We start from the raw sequence: 20117 nt of genomic DNA on the forward strand, positions 1-20117 counted from the left end.
TGATGTCCCAAAGGGCACTCGGTCTCCCATCCGCCACCGCACCAGGCATTACAGCGCTGAATGCGGCTTTTGGGAAGTTACAAGGGGATCAGCAAGCGCTGCGGCTCTTGCTCCCTACTCCCGCCTCTGTTTTGCTCGGCGAACCTTGCCCTGCAGGGGATAGGGGATACGCGAAGGCTTCGGCTCCTGCTCCCCTTCTCCCCAGCGGGGAGAAGGTGCCGGCAGGCGGATGAGGGGGCATAGGTCACTGACGATAGCCGGGATTACCAAGCTTTCTGCCCGCCTTTGCCCGGTGATGCCACCCTCCCGACAAGCCGATCCCCTCAACCTCCCGCCGGCACGACCTGGCAGGCAAAGCGGCTTTCCTTCAGCACCTTGCAGGCGGAAAGCGCTGCGGCCTGATCGGCAAAGCCGGAAAAGCGGGCGCGGTAGCTTGAGCCCGGATTGCCATGGGTGGAATCCGTATAGGGCGTGACATTCTTGAAGCGACCATCGAGTTTCGGCATGGCGCGCGACAAAAGCGTGATGGCATCCGTTTCGCTGCCGGCTGCACCGATCTGCACCCGCCAGCCGGCAGAGGACATGACCTTGAAGGGCAGGGCGCCGGCATCCGTCGGCTCGGCATAGGCAAGCCCCGGTGTGGCAGATTGTGTGGCAGCCGGAGTAGCAGATAGCGTGGCAGCTGGCGCAGGCGTCGCGACAGGCTGGAGAGAGGCGGTTTCTTGAAGGGCGGGTTTCACCTTCGGCGGCTCATAACGCTCGGCCACCAAGGCCTGCTGCACGGGGGCGGCCGGTGCTGCCGGCGCTGCCGGGAAAGTGGCAAGTGCCTTGGCAGACGGGCGCGGAGCCTGTGCGGGTTTCGCCGCCGGCTGGCGTGCCACGGGGGCTGGAATCTCGGTGCCTGAAGAGGGCAGAAGCGTTGCCTGGCGTGCCGGAGAGACAGAGGCGATCAGCGCATTGCCGCCGCGCACGGTTGCCTTCGGCATCGCCTCATCCAGAAGTTCCGCCATGCGCGCATCGCGGCTGCGGGCGCTCTTGCCGCCCAAAACCACGCCGATCACCCGCCGTCCATTGTCGTTGACGGCGCTCACCAGATTGAAGCCGCTGGCATTGGTAAAGCCGGTCTTGATGCCGTCCATGCCCTTGTAGCGATACATGAGATTGTTGTGGCCACGGATCGGCTTGCCGCGAAAGGTAAAGCTTGGCGTGGAAAACAGCTGATATTCGCGGGGAAAATCGCGCATCAGCGCCAGTCCCAGCCGCGCCATGTCGCGCGCCGTCGTCACCTGCTGGCTGTCTGGCAGGCCGGACCCATTGCGAAACACCGTGCGCGACATGCCAAGCTGGCGGGCCTTGGCGGTCATTGCCTGCGCAAAGCGGTCTTCCGAACCATAGAGATGGTCGCCCATGCCTTCCGCCACGTCATTGGCCGAACGCACGATCATGCCGAACACTGCCTCGCGCACCGTATAGGTATCGCCGGCACGAATGCCGAGCTTCATGGGAATGGTGCGGGCGCCGTTGGCCGACATCACGATCTTCTGGTCCCATTTCAGCCGGCCGTCGCGCAGCGCCTCAAACACCATATAGAGCGTCATCATCTTGGTCAGTGATGCCGGGTGGTTCAGCTCATCGGCATTGGTGGATTGCAACACCTTGCCGCTGTTCACATCGAGGATGAAATCCGCGTAACCGGCCCTGGCTTCCACTGCAAAAAGCCATGCGCCCATTACCAGCAGCACGGCGATGGCCTTTTGGCCAAGGCCGCCTTTGCCGCGTGTCATATCCTTCATCCCGAACCCCCGAATTTCGTGCAGCTGTCACAATACCGTCCAACTGCGGCGGAAAATTAGAGACAGTTTTAAATTTTAAAGTTGTAGTTAATGGATGGTTAACAAAGGGATAAGGCGGAGGAGTGGGGCGGTGTGTCTGCCGGGGAATTGCGTCGTGGGGTGTTCAGAGCGGGTGGGGGCGCCAAAGGTGAAAGCCCGGTTTGGTTCGTTGCTATTATTGGCCGCCGCAAAAGCCCGTCGTTAAACTTCGACTTCTCCAATAAATCCGACAGTGGCGGATGGAAATGCCTTCGCATAGGGGATACGCGCGTGCGAAGGCATACGGCGTTATCCAAGCTTAGCGTAAATTGAAGTGATCTGCGACAGACTGGAGTAGCAGGCTTTGCTTTTGCCCATAGTTTGTGGGTTGCTACCTGCAATTTCCATGTATACTTGCTTTGTCGGCCCAATAATATCGTTGTCGGTAAAAACTTTCGGGGGTGTCATATCCCATCCCTTTGTGCTCTTTTTAGCAAAAACCGCGTGTGCAGCTAAGATCGGAAAGATTACACCGTCGGGCACTTCAATGATTTCACCGTTTTCACGCGTGATCGAGCGAATACGAGTTCCTCGAAATCCTTGGTGGGATTTCCATTTATCATAAAGATCAAGCGCCATGGGAGCTAGATCCAGGAAGCACTTATACACGTCGGCTGGGCCGTTCTCTACAAGGCGTTGAAAAATCTTCAAGCACCGCGTCTTCTGACTATAGGTGAAAGTACGGCCTCCGGCATCACTCGCAACGTCAAGTTTTTTTAGCATCGACTCTGGCATGATAGCCATGGTGACCTGTATCAGCTTTTCAGTATCCAAAAAGCCACCATCCCCTGTTAGGTCGGTTTCCGACTTACGTAATTTGGCACCTGGACGGCTTGCCGCGATCGCCTGTTCAAGTTCGTCGAGTTGTCCGCGGCGTCCTGCTATAGATATTGCGCGTACATCATTCTGAAAATTTCGCGCGATTGAAATTTCGGCCGTTAAGTCAGCGTCATCGGTGACAATAATCTCAAACTTAACGTAAGGTACAACTGGTGGCTGGTTATCCCATTGCTCATAATAACGACGCAATTCACCTTGCGTTTGCGAGCCGTTTATAATGCTTGCATTGGACAAAGTGATCACGCGAGCTTTGTCATCGACTTCCGCCGCGCTTGCTACGATAGTCATTCCACCGTTCAGCACGCAAAATTCTGCTGCATTGTCACTAAGAGTTTTACGGATTGCTTGATGAACCAACGTTGGCGACCGCTTCTGCTTGCCCTTCGCATCGACAAGATAGTCGCGAACATTCTCATTGTCCTCCAGTGGGAGGACGGAGGCAGCCGGCGCATGCCCAGAGTAGATTTTGCGCCCAGCCGCGTCGTCATCGGGAGAGCTAATGTTCCGGCATACGGAATACAAGAACGCATACGTCTTGGATTTGGCGTTTGAAGCCATAGTAATTTCTCCTTTTTCCAACCTCCGCCATCAAAAGGCGCGTCCACCTGGGCGGCCCAAACGAGAGGTCAGTAAAGGATGACTTAATATTCTTAATTGCACAAGTGAATTTCTAAAAAATAAATTATAACGTACCGCTCTCGCAAGTAGCTTCATCTCGTTGCGAAACGATTCAAAAAATCCTGATTACAACTACCGTTACTTTTGCGACTTTTCTGCGCTGCAGAATATAAGTTTCTACAGGAGCTAGACGATCGCTTTTGGCGCAAATCTGTCACGCCAATCCGCACCCCTCAACCTCGCGAAAATCCGCCTATTGTCCAAGAGCTTCGCGACAGGCGGTCCTTCACATATCCATCAGGCCGGCCCCACCTGGGCCGGCCTTCAGCATCAAGCTCTGATCACTTCAAAAAATCACACGAACTGGCTCAAGCCCGGAACGGAATTCACCACCTGATCGACGGTTTCTGCACCGGCATGTTCGCGGGCAACGGCCATGGTTTCGCGGGCCAGCGCTGTAATTTCGCTCATGCCGAGACCCTGCGCCATCAGCTGCTGGCCAAGCGCCATCACGCCGCCGCCAAAGCTTGCCATCAGCCCGCCCAGCAAACCGCCGCCGCCGGAACCTTCGCCATTGAACTTGGCCACCAGTTCGGCAGCGCCGGGAATGGCCTCGATCATGCGTGCCACGGCGCCGTCATCGGCCTCGCGCTGCAGGAAGCCCAGCATCATGCCAACGGCCTTTTCCGCAATCTCCGGCGAAATGCCGACATTATCCGCCACGCGGCTCACCAGCTCGTTCATCACTCTCTCCTCAAGGTGTTTTGACGTTCACGTCAACGTAAAAAAGATTCCGGCCTTATGCAAGCCGTTACAGGCCTCTATCATGCGGCTATGACACGCGTCTGTGAACAATGACAAGACGGGGACCTTAAGGAGGATTTTTGCCCTTCGCATCGGACATCACCGATGCCCCGTTTGCTGCGCCGTGATCGCCGTTGCCCATCGGTTGCGCCCGTCCTATACATGAGGAAATACTGAACCGAGCGAGGGAAGGGCGGTTGCATGCTTGAGGCGGGAAAACTCTTCATTGGCGCAAGTCGCAAGCCGGACGATACGCTGAAGAAGCCCGAATATCTGAGCCTCAAGTTTGGCAATCGCCACGGGCTGGTGACCGGCGCCACCGGCACCGGCAAGACGGTGACGCTGCAGGTGCTGGCCGAAGGCTTTTCGGCCGCCGGCGTGCCGGTCTTCTGTTCCGATATCAAGGGCGATCTATCCGGCATTGCCGCGATCGGCGAGCCCAAGGATTTCCTGTTGAAGCGCGCCGAACAGATCCAGTTCGCAGACTATGATAACGCGGCTTTCCCGACGATTTTCTGGGATCTCTATGGCGAAAAGGGCCACCGCGTGCGCTCCACCGTGGCCGAAATGGGGCCGCTTCTGCTGGCCCGGCTGATGGATGCGACGGAGGCGCAGGAAGGCGTGCTCAACATCGCCTTCAAGATTGCCGATGAGGGCGGCTTGCCGCTTCTTGACCTCAAAGACCTGCAGGCGCTTCTCAATTATATGGGCGAACATGCGGGCGAGATTTCCACCCGCTATGGCTTTGTCTCCAAGGCCTCTGTCGGTTCGCTGCAGCGCGGCCTTCTGGTGCTGGAACAGCAGGGCGCCGAGCATTTCTTCGGCGAACCGGCGCTGAAAATCACCGATATCATGCGCACCACGACCGATGGCCGCGGCATGGTTTCGATCCTGGCCGCCGACAGGCTGATGATGAACCCGCGGCTTTACGGCACCTTTCTGCTCTGGCTCTTGTCGGAACTCTTCGAGGTCCTGCCGGAGGTGGGCGACCCGGAAAAGCCGCGCCTCGTGTTCTTCTTCGATGAAGCGCATCTTCTGTTTTCCGAAGCGCCGAAAGTGCTGCTGGAACGGGTGGAACAGGTGGTGCGCCTCATCCGCTCCAAGGGGGTCGGCGTCTATTTCATCACGCAGAACCCGCTGGATGTGCCGGAAACCGTGCTGGCCCAGCTGGGCAACCGGGTGCAGCATGCGCTGCGCGCCTATACGCCGCGCGAGCAGAAGGCGGTGAAGACGGCGGCCGATACGTTTCGCGCCAATCCCGATTTCAAGACCGATGAGGCGATCACGCTTTTGGGCACCGGCGAGGCGCTCGTCTCGACGCTGGAGGCCAAGGGCGCGCCCTCGATTGTCGAGCGTACGCTGATCCGCCCGCCCTCCGGCCGTATCGGGCCGCTGACCGATGAGGAGCGCCGCCGGCTGATGGCGGCAAGCCCTGTTGCTGGCCAGTATGATACGGATATTGACCGCGAATCCGCCTTCGAGATCCTGATGGCGCGGGCGCAGAAGGCGGCCAAAGCCGAAATGCCCCAGCGCGCCCGCGTGGAGGAAGAGGACGTGGTGGAGGAGGTGTCTAGGCCCAAAGCCGATAGCGCCGCCGGGCGCTGGTCTCTGCCCGGCTTCGGCGATGCCGAGGAAGAGGATGCCGCACCGGCGCCGGCGAAAAAGCGCGCCACGACCACCAGAAGCAGTGGCTATCAGCGCGAAACCGTGGTCGAGGCTGCGATGAAAAGTGCGGCCCGCTCGGTCGCCACTTCGGTTGCCAACCAGCTTGGCCGGGCGCTGGTGCGCGGCATCTTGGGAAGCTTGAAGCGCTAGGGCTGGGGCGGTGCGGGGCTTGGGCGAACCCTGCATCGTTTCATTCTTGGCAACCTGGTGCTACAATGCCATATTCATCTCAACTGCAGTTATTGCCTGATGACACCTGCAGAACGGATAGAATAGCGCAACGCCGGAGACGCTGACAAACGGTTGGCCTGTTTGCGCTCCAAATGACTGGAATGCCGCAATTGCGGCGTCATGCGGTTTGATACTGTAACGATCGTGGGAACACATGGTTGAGAACAGACGCGGCATTAGCGCATCTTCGGGCAAGGCGGCGCACCGACTGGACAATGTCCCACAGAACGGCGGCAGCGGAGGAGGGACCACGATGGAGCCGAGGGTGGCCAAGTTGGAGGCCGATATGGATTATGTGAAAAGAGATGTTGGCGAATTGCGGGTTGATATGCGCGAAATTCGAGATCGCGTTATCAAGATCGAGGCGGACGTTTCACATTTGCCATCGAAGGCCTTCGTGTTCGCCGTATTCGGTGTTGTAACGGCATTCCTTTCTGCTGTTACTTTGTTCCAGACGCAAATTCAACGTCTTCTGGGTCTCACCATCGGCTCGTAAAGTCGGGTCACGACAGAAGGCGGATTGGCCTTATCGCTCAGCCCCTCACCCTAACCCTCTCCCCGCTTGCGGGGCGAGGGGACTGCGCCGCGCCTCGTCCTCAGCGTCCAGCCCGATGGCCATGCTTTCACCGCGTGCAGAAGAGTTTCGATGACATAGATTGAGGCGTTGCTCGGATGTCGATCCTATCGGTCCTCGCGTCCCTCTCCCCGTCCTTACGGGGAGAGCGACTGTCTTGGCAGTCAAGCGTTTTGCCATGGTTTTTCGTCCCGGATGATGGCGTTGAGGATGGTGAGCAGTTTGCGCATGGTGGCAACGACGGCGACGATCTTGGGTTTCCCGGCAGCGACGAGACGGTCGCGGAAAGCCTTGAGCACAGGGTTGTGTCGACTGGCGACGAGGGCTGCCATGAACAGCACGGCCCGCACCTTGCCCCGACCACCGCCGATGAAGCTCTTGCCTTTCCACGTGCCCGATTGGCGGGTCCAGGGGGCGAGCCCGGCAAGGGAGGCAATCTGCCGCCGGTCGAGGCCGCCCAGTTCCGGCATCTCGGCGAGAAGCGTGCGTGCCGTCGCCGGTCCCACGCCCGGTACCGATGTCAGCAGCGTCTCGCGCACCCGCCAGACGGGCGACTTGCGGATCTGATCGTCGAGGTCCTTGTCGAGGCTTTCGAGCTCGCGTCTGAGGGCTGCAAGCAGGCGCTTGATGCTCTTCTGCGCCTCTTTCGCGAGCGCCATGCGCTCCCGGTTCTCCTCGGCCACGATCATCTGGACGATCTGCTGCCTGCGGGCAACGAGTGCCGAAAGCGCCTGGGTTTCCGCATCCTTGAGCGGTCGGAGCTCGGGCCTTGTTGCCAACACATAAGCGGCGATCACCGCCGCATCGATGGCGTCGGTCTTGGCCCGACGGCCGAGCGCATTGGCATAGGCGCGCACCTGTGCCGGATTGACCACGACTACGGCAAACCCGGCTGCGGACAGTCCTGCAACGGCGGCCGTCTCGAAGCCGCCGGTGGCTTCCAGTGCGACCACATCGGCGCCGATTGGCTGCAGGCGTTGCACCAGATCGTCGATGCCGGCTTGTGTGTTTTCCACTTGGAAGACCAGGCCGGACGGCGCTACGGCCACATCCAAACGATCCTTCGACACATCGATCCCGACCACAATATCCATCTTATCCCATCCTTGCCTAAACGGACTTTGCTTGCGCAAGCGGCCCTGGCGACTGTTCGGGTTCGATGGAACGGCGGACGGAGACCCTTGCTCTCCCACGGGCTTGATGTCCCAAAGGGCACTCGGTCTCCCATCCGCCACCGCACCAGGCATTACAGCGCTGAATGCGGCTTTTGGGAAGTTACAAGGGTTAGGGTGAGGGGCAAATCGACCGTGGGATGGCGGACGGCCTCGGGTCTCTCGACGGCCCCCTCAAAAAGTTAGCGCTTGCGCACAAATTCCGTGCGCAGCACGAGGCCCTTGATGGCATCGTGGCGGCAATCGATTTCTTCCGGATTGTCGGTCAGCCGGATGGACTTGATGACAGTGCCCTGTTTCAGCGTCTGGCCGGCGCCCTTCACCTTCAGATCCTTGATCAGCGTCACGCTGTCGCCATCGGCAAGCACCGTGCCGGCGGAATCCACCACTTCTGCCGCCTTGGCGGCAAGAGCGGCCATTTCCGAGGCCGGGCGCCATTCGCCGGTCGCTTCGTCATAGATATAATCGTCATCATCGGCTGCCATGGCGCCTGTTCCTTCATCGCTGTTGAGGATCGTCTCCTGCGGCTTAGGCCTCAGGGGGGCAGATGTCAAAGCAGCAGGCGCGCACCGGAACCCTCGCTGGACAGCCGGTCCTCGCTATTGCGCAGCGGGCACTGGTCGAGCGACAGGCAGCCACAGCCGATACAGCCGGTCAGATCGTCGCGCAACCGCGTCATTTGCAAGATGCGTTCGCTCAACAGATCACGCCAGCCGGCCGATAGTTTGGCCCAATCCCTGGCGGAGGGCGTGCGGCCATCGGGCAGGGCGGCAAAGGCACGGGCAATCTCCTGCAGGCTGAGGCCCGCCGATTGCGCCACCCGGATCACGGCGATGCGGCGCAGCACATCACGCCCATAGCGCCGGTGGCCGCTTTTCGTCCGCTGGCTCTTGATCAGCCCTTCCGTCTCGTAGAAATGCAGGGCAGAAATGGCAATCCCGCTGCGCCGCGCGACTTCGCCAACGGAAAGTTCGCTGGCCTTTGATTTGGCTTTAGAATTCTGCTTGACCTCAACCATGCTTGAGGTTTTACACGCCTTGTCCAGCCACGCAATGGGAAGAATGGGCCATGGACCAGATGACGAGAGAGCCGGACGCAAGCCAAGACACAAGCGATACAAGCGATACAAGCGATACGGGCTGGAAGGCGCTTCTGGCGCCGCCGCATGGGCTGCGCCTGATGGCTGTCTCGATCGGTATCGGCCTGCACGCCTTCAACGAGGTGGCGATCGGTCCGGTTCTGCCCATTGCGGTCACGGCACTCGGCGGCGTCGCACTTCTGCCTTTCGTCTATGCGGTGTTTTTTGCCAGTATCATGGCCGGCGGCCTGTCTGCCTCGCCGCTCCGGCGCCGGCTTGGCGCGCGTTCGGCTTTGCTTGTCGCAGGCCTTGTCTATGCTGTGGGCATGATCGTGCAATGCGCGGCCCTCGATGCCTATGGCCTGATGGCGGGGCGCGTGCTGCAAGGCGTGGCTGATGGCTGGATCGTCGCACTCTGCTACACGCTGATTGCCGATTTGTTTCCCCCGCGCCTCGTGCCGCGCATCTTTGCCGCCGAAGCCATGGTCTGGGCCATTGCCGCGGTGCTGGGTCCGTTTGCCGGCGGGCTTGTGGTGGAACATTTTGGCTGGCGGCTGGCGCTGGCCGTCAGCGTGCCGGTCATCGCGCTGTTTTTCGTGGTCATGCCCTTTGCCCTGCCGGCCGATAGAGCAAAGCCCGCCGGTGCCGCGCCTGTTTCGCATGCGCTCTTGCCGCCTCGGCTTTTCGGTCTTTCCTCCACCGTCGGGCGTGGCAGCTGGCTGCTTTTCCTGATGACGGCGGCGCAGAGCGTATCGACCGTGTTCCTGGCCTATACGCTGCATGCGCGGCTTGACCTGTCGCCGGTCCATGTCGGGCTGGTTCTCATCACGCTGTCGCTCAGCTGGAGCGCTGCCGCAATCCCGGTCGGCAATATCGCTAGCGTCGAGAAGCGCCAGGCGATCATGCGGGCGGGACCGCTGGTGCAGGCCTGCGGCGCACTATTGGTTGCAACCGGGCTTTATCTCATGCTGCTGCCCATCGTGCTTTTCGGCCAGATGCTGAATGGCATTGCCTTTGCCATGGTGTTTGCCAGTGCCAATCAGGCGGTGATCGAGGATGCCGATCCGGACCATCGCATTACCACAAGCGCGCTTTTGCCGGCGTTGGAAACCAGCGGCTATGTGGCGGGCGCCGTGATTGTCGGCGGGCTGGGTTCGCTGTTTCAGGCGCAAAGCTCGGTCATGGCCGGCGAACCCGGCCATGTGGTCTTTGCGCTCTGGGGCGCTGCGGCAGGCCTGTCGCTTCTGTCTTTCCTTGCCGCACGCGGCGTGGTGCTGAAGCTGCGCGCGGCCTGAAAACCCGAAAGCCTCATGCCATGCCGACCAGGGAAAAATAGGCGCCCTGCGGGTCCATGGCATTGACGATAACACTGCCGCCCGGCACGTCCTGCGGCCCGAAGACCACCTGTCCGCCACCCGCCTTGATCGTCTCCACCGCAGTCGCGATGGAGGGTACGTTGATGTAATAGGCCCAGCAGGCAACGGGCACTGTGGGCGGGCGGGTCATCATGCCGCCGATCTGGCGCCCGTGATGGGCAAAGATCAGGTAATCGCCCATCTCGCCCATGGGCATGGCCTGGTCCAGCGTCCAGCCGAACACCTTGCCGTAAAAGGCGAGCGCCTCGCGCCCATCATTGGCATAGAGTTCGTTCCAGCCGAAAGTGCCGGGCGTGCCGACCGGCGCCATGGGCGGCGGATTGTCCATGGGCTGTGGCGTCATGATGCAGATCACGGCGCCATGCGGATCGGCGACCACGGCCATGCGTCCGACGCAGGGAACTTCAAACGGCGGCTTCATCACCGAACCGCCCTCGGCTTCAAACAGCTTGACCGTCGCATCCACATCATCCACGCCGACATAGCCCGTCCAATTAGGCGGAACTCTGCCCTCCATGTCCGGCGGAATGGTCATCAGGCCGGCCACGCCGCAATCTTCGTCACCGCTGCGGGTGTCGAAAATGATGTAATCCTCACCCTCCATGCCGGGCATGGCGATAGTCTTTGCACTCCAGCCGGTCACCGCGCCATAGAAGGCGGCGGCGGCGGCCATGTCCGAAGTCATCAACTCGCACCAGATGAAGGTGCCATGGGTGGGAGAGGGCATGGGCGGTTTCCTCGTCTTGATCAAATGGTTCTGAACGGGTGCGGGATGTGGCGTCAGGCAATCCGCGTATAATCGGCGCGCATGAAGGCGTGCCAGCCGCCATCCGGCTGGCCGGCGCTGGAGGTGAAAACGCGCGTGTCATCGCCGGTAAAGATGATCTGTTCGCGATACGCCTGTGTGACTGTGGGGTCGCTGAAGCTCGGGCCGGTCGTGTAGAGGCTGAGCGTCGTGCCATCCTCGGAAAGATCGCCCTCATAGACCCACATATGCTCCATCATCGTGCCGATCCAACTGCCGATATATTTGCCGGTGGCGCTGTTATGGCCGAGTGTCAAAAGCGTCGTGGCCGGCATCCCGCCCGGCATCTTGCCGCACCCTTCCGCCACAAACCAGATGCCGTGGAGAGACCGCACCTCCTCCTCCCAATCCTCGCCATCGCTCATGTCGGCGGCTGCCACCTTCCAGCGGCCGACAAGCCGGTTGAGAAAGGCGTGTTCGGCACGCGGCTGCGGCATGGTCATGTCCATTTCTCGTTCTCCCTGTAGGGCTCAATGGCAGCAGGCCGCAGCTTTCGGCCCCGTCTCATATTCATCGTGACGCTTGATGAAGTTCATCGTCTCGCTCTCGTTGCGCCCAAGCGGCGCGATATCGAGGATCATCATCGTCGCCAGCATTTCCTCGCCGCCGCGGGCATAGGAAGAATAGGTATGGAAGATCTGGCCGGTCTCATCCTTGTAAAAGGCCGATTGACCCGGCAGCTCGTCATGCGCCTTGGCAGAGGGCGTGTCGCGGAAATTGTAGAAGACCGAGCCGGAGGCCAGCTCTTCCGGCCTGAAGGAGACGCCGAAATCCAAGTTGAAACTGCTGCCGAAGGAGGAGACCCAGGGAAAGCGCCAGCCCATGCGCCGCTTATAGGCCTCGATCTTGTCGAGCGGCGCGCGTGACACGCAGGTCAGCGTCACATCATGATGGTTGAGATGCGGCAGCGTGCCATCCAGATGATCGGCAAGGAAGGAACAGCCGGTGCAGCCGGCATCCCAATCCGGGCCGAACATGAAGTGATAGACAATCAGCTGGCTGCGGCCTTCGAAAAGGTCGGCAAGGCGGCGCTCGCCGAATGGGGTCTGAAAGCGATAATCCGCCTCCACTTTCACCCAGGGCAGGTCCAGCCGCTCGCGATTGATCGCGTCGCGCAGCCGCGTCATTTCCTTTTCGCGGGCAAGCAGCGCCTTGCGCGCCTCAAGCCATTCCTCTTTGGATACCACGGCATGCTTCATCGTCACATCCTCCCAGATGTTCCAGTGCCTTGACATTTACGTTGATATCAACGTAAATAGGTCATGTCAAACGAAATTGTGATTCCTTTTGCAACCACAGTGCATGTGCGCGATACCTGCCTCTGCCTGCACGTGCAGCGCGCCGCAAGAGCCCTGGCGCGCAAGTTTGACACGGCCTTACGCCCGCTTGGCCTGACGAATGGCCAGTTTTCGCTGATGATGTCGCTCAACAGGCCGCAGCCGGCTGCCATGGGCTCGGTCGCCACGCTGCTTGACATGGACCGCACAACGCTGACGGCAGCGTTGAAGCCGCTTCAGCGGCGCGGCCTGATCGAGACCTTTGCCGACCCCAAGGATGCCCGCAGCCGGCTGTTGCAGCTGACCCCGGAGGGTAAGACCATTCTTGCGGCCGCCGTGCCGATCTGGACACGCATCCACGCCGAACTGGATGAGGGCCTGGGCGAGGGTGGGGCGCCGCGGCTGCGCGCCGATCTGGCTCTGATCCGGTAGACAGCGTCAGGTTCAGCCAAATCGCGCCGCAATCCGTGGGTCGGATACGAAGTCGGACAGGGTGAAGCCCAATCGGCGGTGCGGAAATTCGCACAGGGCCTGTACATGGTGAGCCGACCAGTGGATGCGCCAGCTTTGGCGGGCAACGGGCTCGCGGTGTGCAAAAGCTGCGGGGCTGAGAAGGGCAATGTTCATTCCCTTGCCGGGATCTCTGATGGATCGATACAGGATAGCCTCCAGCTTCGCAGACCGGGCCGTGTCGGCCAATGCCTGACAGGCGCTGTACTCGACTGGGTCTTCGAAGGCCTGCTGATTGTCGGAAAGAGGCGACCGCGTCAGGTCAATGCCGCGCGTGGTGCTGATCCGGGCGGCAAAGGCGGTATAGTCGGCCGGATTGGCGGGCAGCGGCGTTTGCGGCGAGTCCGTGAAGAACAGCAATCTGTAAAAGGCCATCTCGGCCACGGCTGTCGTCTCGCTCAGCGCTGCATAGAACACGCCCGGCGTCCTGCCTGCGCGGCGAAACCGTGAGCCATGGGGATAGACGGCGCCGTAACGGAAGGGTGTGGCCAGCAGATAATCGAGGGGCAGCGTTTCGGCCGGCAGTGCAGGCTTGGTCGTCTCCAGCACCTGTTCGAGCAGCGCCTGTTCATCGCTCGTATCAACCAGTTTCATGGTCGATACCTGATGTTGCGCCTCCACCAGTCGCCAGACGTCGTGGCGGATGGTGATCGCCTCAGACGAGAGCGCGGCGGGCGTCCAGATAGCCGAGAACATCGATCAGACCTGAAATTGTGAGAATTTTTTCAAGCGGAATACCGTCAATGGCCGTGTTTTCGTTGCGTAGCCAGGCCTTCGCAACGGTCTCGTCACCATTGGTGATCGCATCCAGCGAGCGAAACAGGCGAATGAACAGCAGGGCCAGTTCGAAACTTTTGTCGCCGGGATAGAGGAGCAGTTCGGATCGCTTCAGGCGGGATACCGAGGCTTCCGACAGCCCGAGAATGGCGCCCAATGTCTTGCCGTTCATGCCCAGGCGATCTGCCGCACGCACAACCGCCTTGCTCACCACAGCGGCTTCTGCGGAAGGGTCTGCCTTCGAGCGCACTTGAATATTCATGATCGCATCCTTTCCTGAGAAAGAATGTAGCACTCAGACGTCAAAATGCAAGAAGGGCCGCGATGGGCGACCCTTCCGGCATGCGGTGAACGCTGATGCTTAAGCGACGGAGACCGGCACTTCGGTCGAAGTGCGCATGGCATGGCTATAGGGGCATACGATATGCGCCTTGGCGACCAGGTCTTCGGCCTGTGCCTTGTCCATGCCGGGAATGTCGACGACGATCGAGACTTCGATGCCAAAGCCGGTGCCATCCTCGCGCGGGCCGATGCCGACACTCGCCGTCACCTTGGCGTCTTCCGGGATCTTCACCTTGGCATTGCCGGCCACGAATTTCAGCGCGCCGAGAAAGCAGGCGGAATAGCCGGCTGCAAACAGTTGTTCCGGGTTGGTGCCGGTGGCGCCATCGCCGCCCAGTTCCTTCGGCACGGTCAGCGTGACGTCCAGAACGCCGTTTTCCGAATGGGCGCGGCCAGCGCGGCCGCCGGTGGCAGATGCCTTGGTTGTGTAGAGAATAGCCATGATCGTCTCCTTGGTGCGTATTTGGGGTTGCGTATTTGGGTTTCGTTCTCGGGGTTATGGGTCGTTCGAAAACCGGTCCGGTTGGATCGGTGATATTAATGTTGTGCAATTCAATTGCGCGCAATATAATTAGACGCATTGAAGTCCGGCGTCAAGCCTGCGACAATGAAGAAATTAGGGCGTCAGATGAGGAAGTCAGGATCGGCCATGGAAAATAGCGGCACCACCGGCGAACAGATCCGCTTGCAGCAAATGCTGTGCTTTGCGCTTTATGGTGCAGCTCATGCCTTTTCGCGCGCCTATAAGCCGCGCCTGGAACCGCTCGGTCTCACCTATCCGCAATATCTGGTCATGGTCAGTCTTTGGGAAAAGGATGGCCAGCCGGTGAAGGCGCTGGGCGCGGCGCTGGGCCTTGATTCCGGCACGCTCTCGCCGCTTCTGAAGCGGTTGGAGCAGGCGGGGCTTTTGGCACGCACCCGCGCCAAGGCCGATGAGCGGCAGGTGCATATCACGCTGACCGAAAAGGGTCGGCAGTTGCAAAGCGAGGCGGCCGGCATCACGCCGCTGATGCTGTCTGCCACCGGCTGCGGACTGGAGGAGGTGGCCGATCTTCGCGACCGCCTGCAGGATCTGAAGGACAATCTCGTCAGGGCCGGCGATGCCTCTGCCGCCGAGCACGGGTGAACCGGGTTCCGAAGTCAGCGGGGGCTGGACTTTTGCGCGCCCAACCTTTTGAGTAGTTGCCGCTCTCCCCAAAACCGCAGACCTGCGGCTCTTTCCTTCGCTTGTTCCCCGAGATCTTCATGCTGCGCAATCTCTATACGTGGACCATGGCCCTTGCCGCGCGCAAGGGTGCTGCCTGGTGGCTTGCCATCATCGCCTTTGTCGAAAGCTCGCTGTTCCTGGTGCCGGCCGATGTGCTCTTCGTGCCCATGGTCTTGGCGAGGCCACGCCGGGCCTATCTCTACGCGACCATCGCCACGATTGCCTCCGTGCTCGGCGGCATTCTCGGCTGGATGATCGGTCACTATGCCTTCGAAGCCATTGCCCGGCCGGTGCTGACCTTCTATGGCAAGCTCGATACATTCGAGGGGTTGGCGCAATCGGTCGATTGGAAAACCATCCTTGTCCTGCTCGTCACCTCCGGCCTTGCGCATCTGCCGCCGATCAAGGTGGTGACCATCCTGTCGGGCGTTGCAAATTTCAGCCTGCCACTGTTCATCCTGTCGGCCATCGTGGCGCGCGGGTCGCGTTTCTTTGCGCTGGCCTGGCTGCTCAAGACCTATGGCGAGGATATGCGCCATTTCATCGAAAAGCGGCTGAAACTGATCAGCGCTCTGGCCGCCGGCATGCTGATCGCCGTCTATGCGGCCTATATGCTTCTGCGCTGACATTTCATCGCGCGGCCATCGGTTTTCACAAACGGCTTGACGATCGTTCCCAGATCGGGAATTCTATCCTCGGTTTTCCCATGGCGGTGACGGAGCGTCATGAATGTCATCGCAAAATCCGCGCTGGTGCGGTTCTGGGAAGGGCAGCCAAAGGGCGAGCCACGCAGGGCCGCGCAGGCGGCCTTTACGCAATGGCACACGGCGGCATCGGATGCCAGCTGGAACAATTTCGATGCATTGAAGCATACCTTCAATTCCGCCGATTATGTCGGCAATGGCAAGGTTGTCTTCGATGTCGGCGGAAACAAGTATCGACTTGTGGGGCTGGTTGCCTATCGGACGAAGCGGATTTACGTCCTCTTTGTCGGCACCCATGCAGACTATGACCGGATCGACGTGACGGTGCTGTGAAAGGAGACTGTCTCATGGATATCACCGCCATCCGCACGTTGCAGACGCAAGCGGAATATGAAGCGGCTCTCCAGGCCGTTCGCCCCTATTTCGAGGTTGAGCCGGCAGAGATGACGGCGGAGGCGGCCCATTTCGATGCGCTGGTCCTGCTGATCGAGGAATATGAGGCGCGGCATTTTCCCATCGAACGCGCTTCGCCCGTTGAGGTCGTCAAGGCCATCATGCACGCCAACAACTATACGCGCGCCGATCTGGTCGCGGTGATTGGCTCCAAGGCGCGGGCTGCCGATCTTCTGAATGGCCGCCGTGAGATCAATCTTGACCAGATCCGCAAGCTGAGCAAGGCTTGGGGCATTCCGCCGTCAGCCCTTATCGCCGATCTGGCTGCGTGAAAATCACCCGCCGGAAGGCTCCGGCGGGCGGTTGCACATCAATCCCAATGCGGCGGGCGCAGGTGCGCGGGGTTGACGATGCGGCCATCGGCTTTGGCCAGTGCCTGCACCGCCTGCATTTCCTCGTCCGACAGGGCAAAATCGAACAGGTCGAAATTTTCCTTGAGCCGGCTTTCGGTCGCGGTTTTGGACAGGGCGATCACGCCCTCCTGCTGCACGGCCCAGCGCAGAGCCACCTGGGCTGCCGTCTTGCCATGCTTTGCGCCTATGTCTTTCAGTACCTCCTCCTTCGGCACTTTGCCATCGGCCATCAGATAATAGGCGGTCAGCGAAATCCCGTGGCTGCGGGCTGCAGCGAGCAATGTCCGCTGGTCCAGATAGGGGTGAAATTCCACCTGGTTGGTGGCAAGCGGCGCCTCGGACAGTTTTGCCGCTTCCTCCATCATCTCGATGTTGAAATTGGAAATGCCGATATGCTTCACCTTGCCGGCACGGTGAGCCGCGTTCAGGCTTTCCATGCGCTCGGCAAGCGGCACGTCGCTTTGCGGCCAGTGCAAAAGCAGCAGATCGACATGATCGGTCTTCAGCTTTGTCAGGCTCTCGTCCACCGAGGCTGCAAAATCCTTGGCGGCGAATTTATCGACCCAGACTTTCGTGGTGAGGAAGATCTCGTCGCGCGGCACGCCGGATGTGGCAATCGCCTGGCCGACTTCCGCCTCATTGCCATAGATCTGCGCCGTATCGATATGGCGAAAGCCGAGTTCGATGGCTTTCGGCAGCACGCGCAGCACATCGGCGCCGGGCATGCGGAACGTGCCGAAACCGAGTGCCGGGATATTGGCGCCATTGGCGTTTACTGAGTGCATTCTACTCTCCTTGTCAAACAATCGGCCCTTTGCGCGCTGGCGCGCATGGGTGAAATCGGCCATAGCGGATGGCGTCACATCTTTTGCGCTCCGACACGACAGCAGTTCCGCCGGTCTCTGTATCTTGTCCAAAAAAACGAGGGCGCAAGGCCCGTAGCCGTGTTGCGCAAAAAAATCCGACGGTGCATCGAATTTGTGCCCCATAGAGCGTGTTTCATGCCAAGCAACAAGAATGAGGGACGATGCGTATTTTCTGGTGTCTGTTGTGGCTTGCGGTGCTGATTGCCATTGTGTTGAGCATCCCGCTGATTGATGGCTCAGCCATCCATTTCGAAACCCGCTCCAGCGGTCAGGGTCAGGGCCAGGGCCAAGGGCAGGAGAGCCCGCTTCTGCCCATGCCGCGCCAGTGAACAGGTGGCCTCCCGCAGCGCCAATCATCACGCGATCTGATGGGTTCATTCGGCGCAATGCTGGCTCGCGAACAGCGATGTCCGCCAAAGGCCATGCGCAAGCAATATTCTTTCGAAGGCTGCCCGGCGCGCAGAAAATCCTTGACCTTCCGCTGCTTGGCGGCCTTCACTTGGCCAAAATCTGCAAGTCAAGGAGACGATCATGCCCGTCGATACAACGCCCCGCAGCGCCACCCTTACCTTTGTCGACGGGCAGTGGGTGAGCGGCAATCCGCCGCTGATCGGCCCCACCTCGCATGCCATGTGGCTGGGTTCGACAGTGTTTGACGGCGCCCGCTGGTTCGATGGCATGTCGCCGGATCTCGACCTGCATTGCGAACGCGTCAACCGCTCGGCCCTCAACATGGGCATGAAGCCGGTGATGGAAGCAGCCGAAATCGAGGCGCTGGCACTGGAAGGCGTCAAGAAATTCGACGGCCAGACGGCGATCTACATCAAGCCGATGTACTGGGCCGAACATGGCCTGTCCTATTCGGTCGTGGCACCGGATCCCGATTCCACCCGTTTTGCGCTTTGCCTATTCGAGGCGCCGATGCACACGGCAAAGCCCGGCTCGATCACCGTTTCGCCGTTTCGCCGGCCGAACCCGGAAGTTGCCATGACCGGTGCCAAGACCGGCAGCCTCTATCCCAATAGCGGACGGGCCATCATCGAGGCGCGCGGCCGCGGCTTTGAAAACGCCCTGATGCGTGACCTGAACGGCAATGTTGCCGAAACCGCATCCTCCAACATCTTCCTGGCCAAGGATGGCGTGGTGATGACGCCAGTGCCGAACGGCACGTTTCTGGCCGGCATTACCCGTTCGCGCGTCATCACGCTTCTGCGCGGTGCCGGCATCGAGGTGCGCGAATGCACGCTGACGGTGGAGGATTTCCACGCAGCCGACGAGATCTTCACCTCCGGCAATTATTCCAAGATCGCACCGATCAACCGCCTCGACGAGCGCGAATTCCAGGAAGGCCCTGTCGCCCGCAAGGCGCTGGCGCTGTACATGGATTGGGCGCGTTCGACGACAAAGGCTGCCGCGTAAACCATCGGTCTTTCAAGCGATCGGGGAGGGGCGTCATGGGGCGCCCTTTGTCTCGCCGCCCTATGCCGCCTGCCGATAGGCGAGCACGCTGCCGCGCCCGGCTGCCTTGGCGGTATAGAGGGCCTGGTCGGCTGCCCGCGTCAGGCTGGGGATATCGCCGGCGTCTCTTGGAAAAGTGGCATAGCCGATTGTCACGCCGATCGTCAGGCTATTGCCCTCGAATTCCACCGGATGGGCGACGCAGGCGGCAAGCCGCTGCGCCAGCGCCTTGGCATTGACCACCAGATCGTCTTCCGGGGTGAGGAACACGAATTCGTCGCCGCCAAAGCGTGCCGCGAAATCCTGGCCATCGAGACATTCGTGGAAGCGGCGGCCAATTTCGCGCAGCACGGCATCGCCGGCGGCATGGCCATGCACATCATTGATGGATTTGAACAGATCGAGATCGGCCATCAGCAGCGAAAAGGAGCGGTTCTCCGCCGCCTGCCTGTGATGCAAACGCTCTGCCTCCGCCTCAAAGCCGGCACGGTTGGCAAGACCCGTCAGCACATCATGGCGCGCCAGATAGGACATCTGCCGCTCGGCCAGAATATGATCGGTAATGTCTTTCTGGGTCGAGACGATGATCTGCCCGTCGATCAGCACGTCATGCACATCCATGATCCGTCCGCCGATCTCCACCTGCGCCCTGTTCCAGCCCTTGCGCAAAAGTTCCTGCCGGGCCGCTTCGAAATAGGCTTGCGGATCGACACCCCATTTGCCGGCCGCACCGGAGCGCGCATAGTCGGCCAAGTCGACATAGCTATGGATCGGGTCGTCGATCTGCGGATGATAAAACTCCCGGAACCGCCGGTTCATATAGACCGCTTTGCCATCCAGGGTGAACAGGGCAACACAGACCGGAAGATGCTCCATTGCCAAGACCATGGCCGCATGTTCGCTTATGCTGCGTGCGTATAGTTTGGTTTCCATGGATACCCCGCCGTACAAATCCCCAGTGATGCTAGGAAATCCGGGTGAACAACCAATGAAAGACTTGCCGAAACGCGATACAATGTAGTTTCAACTTATAGTTGCGCGAAACATTTGAACTCTTAACCTCGGCTGAAGGGGTATTGCACCGCAATGGTATTGCCCGCTCCTGTGGCCGGGTGCCGATGCAAGGATTTGCCATC

At 60.2% G+C, this 20117-nt stretch carries 24 protein-coding genes; 10 read left to right on the top strand and 14 right to left on the bottom strand.

What is annotated here, in order from left to right; all coding sequences use genetic code 11:
- Positions 1 to 323: 323 nt before the first annotated feature.
- The 3 genes from E8M77_RS17945 to E8M77_RS17955 all read right to left on the bottom strand — a co-directional run bounded on the left by E8M77_RS17945 (position 324) and on the right by E8M77_RS17955 (position 4073).
- A complete protein-coding gene (locus tag E8M77_RS17945) occupies positions 324 to 1730 on the bottom strand; it encodes a D-alanyl-D-alanine carboxypeptidase (protein ID WP_246659318.1) in 1407 nt (468 codons plus the stop codon).
- 390 nt (positions 1731 to 2120) lie between these two features.
- Entirely contained in the window at positions 2121 to 3269 is a 1149-nt protein-coding gene (locus E8M77_RS17950; protein WP_137132005.1) for an AIPR family protein, read from the bottom strand.
- A 414-nt stretch (positions 3270 to 3683) separates the two neighbouring features.
- Positions 3684 to 4073 (bottom strand): hypothetical protein, encoded by a 390-nt coding sequence (locus E8M77_RS17955; RefSeq protein WP_137132006.1) that lies wholly within the window; start codon positions 4071 to 4073, stop codon positions 3684 to 3686.
- Positions 4074 to 4334: 261 nt separating this feature from the next.
- Here E8M77_RS17955 and E8M77_RS17960 point away from each other — a divergent pair, with 261 nt between their 5' ends.
- Together E8M77_RS17960 and E8M77_RS17965 are read left to right on the top strand one after the other, a co-directional pair.
- A complete protein-coding gene (locus E8M77_RS17960; protein WP_137132007.1) occupies positions 4335 to 5948 on the top strand; it encodes a helicase HerA-like C-terminal domain-containing protein in 1614 nt (537 codons plus the stop codon).
- A gap of 235 nt (positions 5949 to 6183) precedes the next feature.
- Positions 6184 to 6525, top strand: coding sequence for a hypothetical protein (locus tag E8M77_RS17965; protein ID WP_137132008.1), 342 nt, complete (start codon positions 6184 to 6186; stop codon positions 6523 to 6525).
- A gap of 242 nt (positions 6526 to 6767) precedes the next feature.
- Here the strand turns inward: E8M77_RS17965 and E8M77_RS17970 are convergent, their stop codons facing one another.
- The 3 genes from E8M77_RS17970 to soxR all read right to left on the bottom strand — a co-directional run bounded on the left by E8M77_RS17970 (position 6768) and on the right by soxR (position 8793).
- Positions 6768 to 7697: an IS110 family transposase gene (locus E8M77_RS17970; RefSeq protein ID WP_137132009.1), complete on the bottom strand. Its 930-nt coding sequence runs from the start codon at positions 7695 to 7697 to the stop codon at positions 6768 to 6770.
- A gap of 260 nt (positions 7698 to 7957) precedes the next feature.
- On the bottom strand, positions 7958 to 8260 hold the full coding sequence (locus E8M77_RS17975; protein WP_137132010.1) for an alkylphosphonate utilization protein: 303 nt from the start codon (positions 8258 to 8260) through the stop codon (positions 7958 to 7960).
- A gap of 65 nt (positions 8261 to 8325) precedes the next feature.
- A complete protein-coding gene (soxR, locus tag E8M77_RS17980; RefSeq protein ID WP_137132011.1) occupies positions 8326 to 8793 on the bottom strand; it encodes a redox-sensitive transcriptional activator SoxR in 468 nt (155 codons plus the stop codon).
- Positions 8794 to 8843: 50 nt separating this feature from the next.
- Here soxR and E8M77_RS17985 point away from each other — a divergent pair, with 50 nt between their 5' ends.
- The gene (locus E8M77_RS17985; protein ID WP_137132012.1) at positions 8844 to 10148 is read left to right on the top strand and encodes an MFS transporter; all 1305 of its coding nucleotides are present in this window, start codon (positions 8844 to 8846) and stop codon (positions 10146 to 10148) included.
- A gap of 13 nt (positions 10149 to 10161) precedes the next feature.
- On the opposite strand, the gene E8M77_RS17990 is transcribed toward E8M77_RS17985, so the two are convergent.
- The 3 genes from E8M77_RS17990 to E8M77_RS18000 are packed head-to-tail and all read right to left on the bottom strand — an operon-like array spanning position 10162 to position 12233.
- Positions 10162 to 10956, bottom strand: coding sequence for a VOC family protein (locus E8M77_RS17990; RefSeq protein WP_137132013.1), 795 nt, complete (start codon positions 10954 to 10956; stop codon positions 10162 to 10164).
- Positions 10957 to 11009: 53 nt separating this feature from the next.
- Positions 11010 to 11477: a DUF1579 domain-containing protein gene (locus E8M77_RS17995; protein WP_137132101.1), complete on the bottom strand. Its 468-nt coding sequence runs from the start codon at positions 11475 to 11477 to the stop codon at positions 11010 to 11012.
- Between the two features lie 27 nt (positions 11478 to 11504).
- Positions 11505 to 12233 (bottom strand): thioredoxin family protein, encoded by a 729-nt coding sequence (locus E8M77_RS18000; RefSeq protein WP_137132014.1) that lies wholly within the window; start codon positions 12231 to 12233, stop codon positions 11505 to 11507.
- A gap of 63 nt (positions 12234 to 12296) precedes the next feature.
- On the opposite strand from E8M77_RS18000, the gene E8M77_RS18005 reads away from it, so the two are divergent.
- Positions 12297 to 12743, top strand: coding sequence for a MarR family transcriptional regulator (locus tag E8M77_RS18005; RefSeq protein WP_137132015.1), 447 nt, complete (start codon positions 12297 to 12299; stop codon positions 12741 to 12743).
- 12 nt (positions 12744 to 12755) lie between these two features.
- Here the strand turns inward: E8M77_RS18005 and E8M77_RS18010 are convergent, their stop codons facing one another.
- The 3 genes from E8M77_RS18010 to E8M77_RS18020 form a co-directional block, all read right to left on the bottom strand.
- Positions 12756 to 13517, bottom strand: coding sequence for an RES family NAD+ phosphorylase (locus E8M77_RS18010; RefSeq protein WP_137132016.1), 762 nt, complete (start codon positions 13515 to 13517; stop codon positions 12756 to 12758).
- Complete coding sequence (locus tag E8M77_RS18015; RefSeq protein WP_137132017.1) at positions 13477 to 13860, bottom strand: MbcA/ParS/Xre antitoxin family protein; 384 nt, start codon at positions 13858 to 13860, stop codon at positions 13477 to 13479. Before E8M77_RS18015 ends, E8M77_RS18010 begins: the two co-directional genes overlap by 41 nt.
- 99 nt (positions 13861 to 13959) lie before the next feature.
- The gene (locus E8M77_RS18020) at positions 13960 to 14382 is read right to left on the bottom strand and encodes an organic hydroperoxide resistance protein (protein ID WP_137132018.1); all 423 of its coding nucleotides are present in this window, start codon (positions 14380 to 14382) and stop codon (positions 13960 to 13962) included.
- Positions 14383 to 14589: 207 nt separating this feature from the next.
- On the opposite strand from E8M77_RS18020, the gene E8M77_RS18025 reads away from it, so the two are divergent.
- The 4 genes from E8M77_RS18025 to E8M77_RS18040 all read left to right on the top strand — a co-directional run bounded on the left by E8M77_RS18025 (position 14590) and on the right by E8M77_RS18040 (position 16576).
- Positions 14590 to 15066 carry a MarR family transcriptional regulator gene (locus tag E8M77_RS18025; RefSeq protein ID WP_205910499.1) on the top strand — a complete coding sequence of 159 codons (477 nt, stop codon included), beginning with the start codon at positions 14590 to 14592 and terminating at the stop codon, positions 15064 to 15066.
- 119 nt (positions 15067 to 15185) lie between these two features.
- Complete coding sequence (locus E8M77_RS18030; RefSeq protein ID WP_137132020.1) at positions 15186 to 15773, top strand: YqaA family protein; 588 nt, start codon at positions 15186 to 15188, stop codon at positions 15771 to 15773.
- A gap of 99 nt (positions 15774 to 15872) precedes the next feature.
- A complete protein-coding gene (locus tag E8M77_RS18035; RefSeq protein ID WP_137132021.1) occupies positions 15873 to 16184 on the top strand; it encodes a type II toxin-antitoxin system HigB family toxin in 312 nt (103 codons plus the stop codon).
- A gap of 14 nt (positions 16185 to 16198) precedes the next feature.
- Positions 16199 to 16576: a transcriptional regulator gene (locus tag E8M77_RS18040; protein WP_137132022.1), complete on the top strand. Its 378-nt coding sequence runs from the start codon at positions 16199 to 16201 to the stop codon at positions 16574 to 16576.
- Positions 16577 to 16614: 38 nt separating this feature from the next.
- Here the strand turns inward: E8M77_RS18040 and E8M77_RS18045 are convergent, their stop codons facing one another.
- Complete coding sequence (locus tag E8M77_RS18045) at positions 16615 to 17442, bottom strand: aldo/keto reductase (RefSeq protein ID WP_137132023.1); 828 nt, start codon at positions 17440 to 17442, stop codon at positions 16615 to 16617.
- A gap of 242 nt (positions 17443 to 17684) precedes the next feature.
- Here E8M77_RS18045 and E8M77_RS23940 point away from each other — a divergent pair, with 242 nt between their 5' ends.
- Both E8M77_RS23940 and E8M77_RS18050 read left to right on the top strand, forming a co-directional pair.
- Positions 17685 to 17852 carry a hypothetical protein gene (locus E8M77_RS23940; protein ID WP_170975926.1) on the top strand — a complete coding sequence of 56 codons (168 nt, stop codon included), beginning with the start codon at positions 17685 to 17687 and terminating at the stop codon, positions 17850 to 17852.
- 202 nt (positions 17853 to 18054) lie between these two features.
- Positions 18055 to 18942 carry a branched-chain amino acid aminotransferase gene (locus E8M77_RS18050; protein WP_137132024.1) on the top strand — a complete coding sequence of 296 codons (888 nt, stop codon included), beginning with the start codon at positions 18055 to 18057 and terminating at the stop codon, positions 18940 to 18942.
- Between the two features lie 60 nt (positions 18943 to 19002).
- On the opposite strand, the gene E8M77_RS18055 is transcribed toward E8M77_RS18050, so the two are convergent.
- Positions 19003 to 19914 (bottom strand): GGDEF domain-containing protein, encoded by a 912-nt coding sequence (locus E8M77_RS18055; RefSeq protein WP_137132025.1) that lies wholly within the window; start codon positions 19912 to 19914, stop codon positions 19003 to 19005.
- Positions 19915 to 20117: the final 203 nt, after the last annotated feature.

The sequence above is a fragment of the Rhizobium sp. FY34 genome (genome assembly GCF_005222845.1).
Classification (GTDB): domain Bacteria; phylum Pseudomonadota; class Alphaproteobacteria; order Rhizobiales; family Rhizobiaceae; genus Neorhizobium.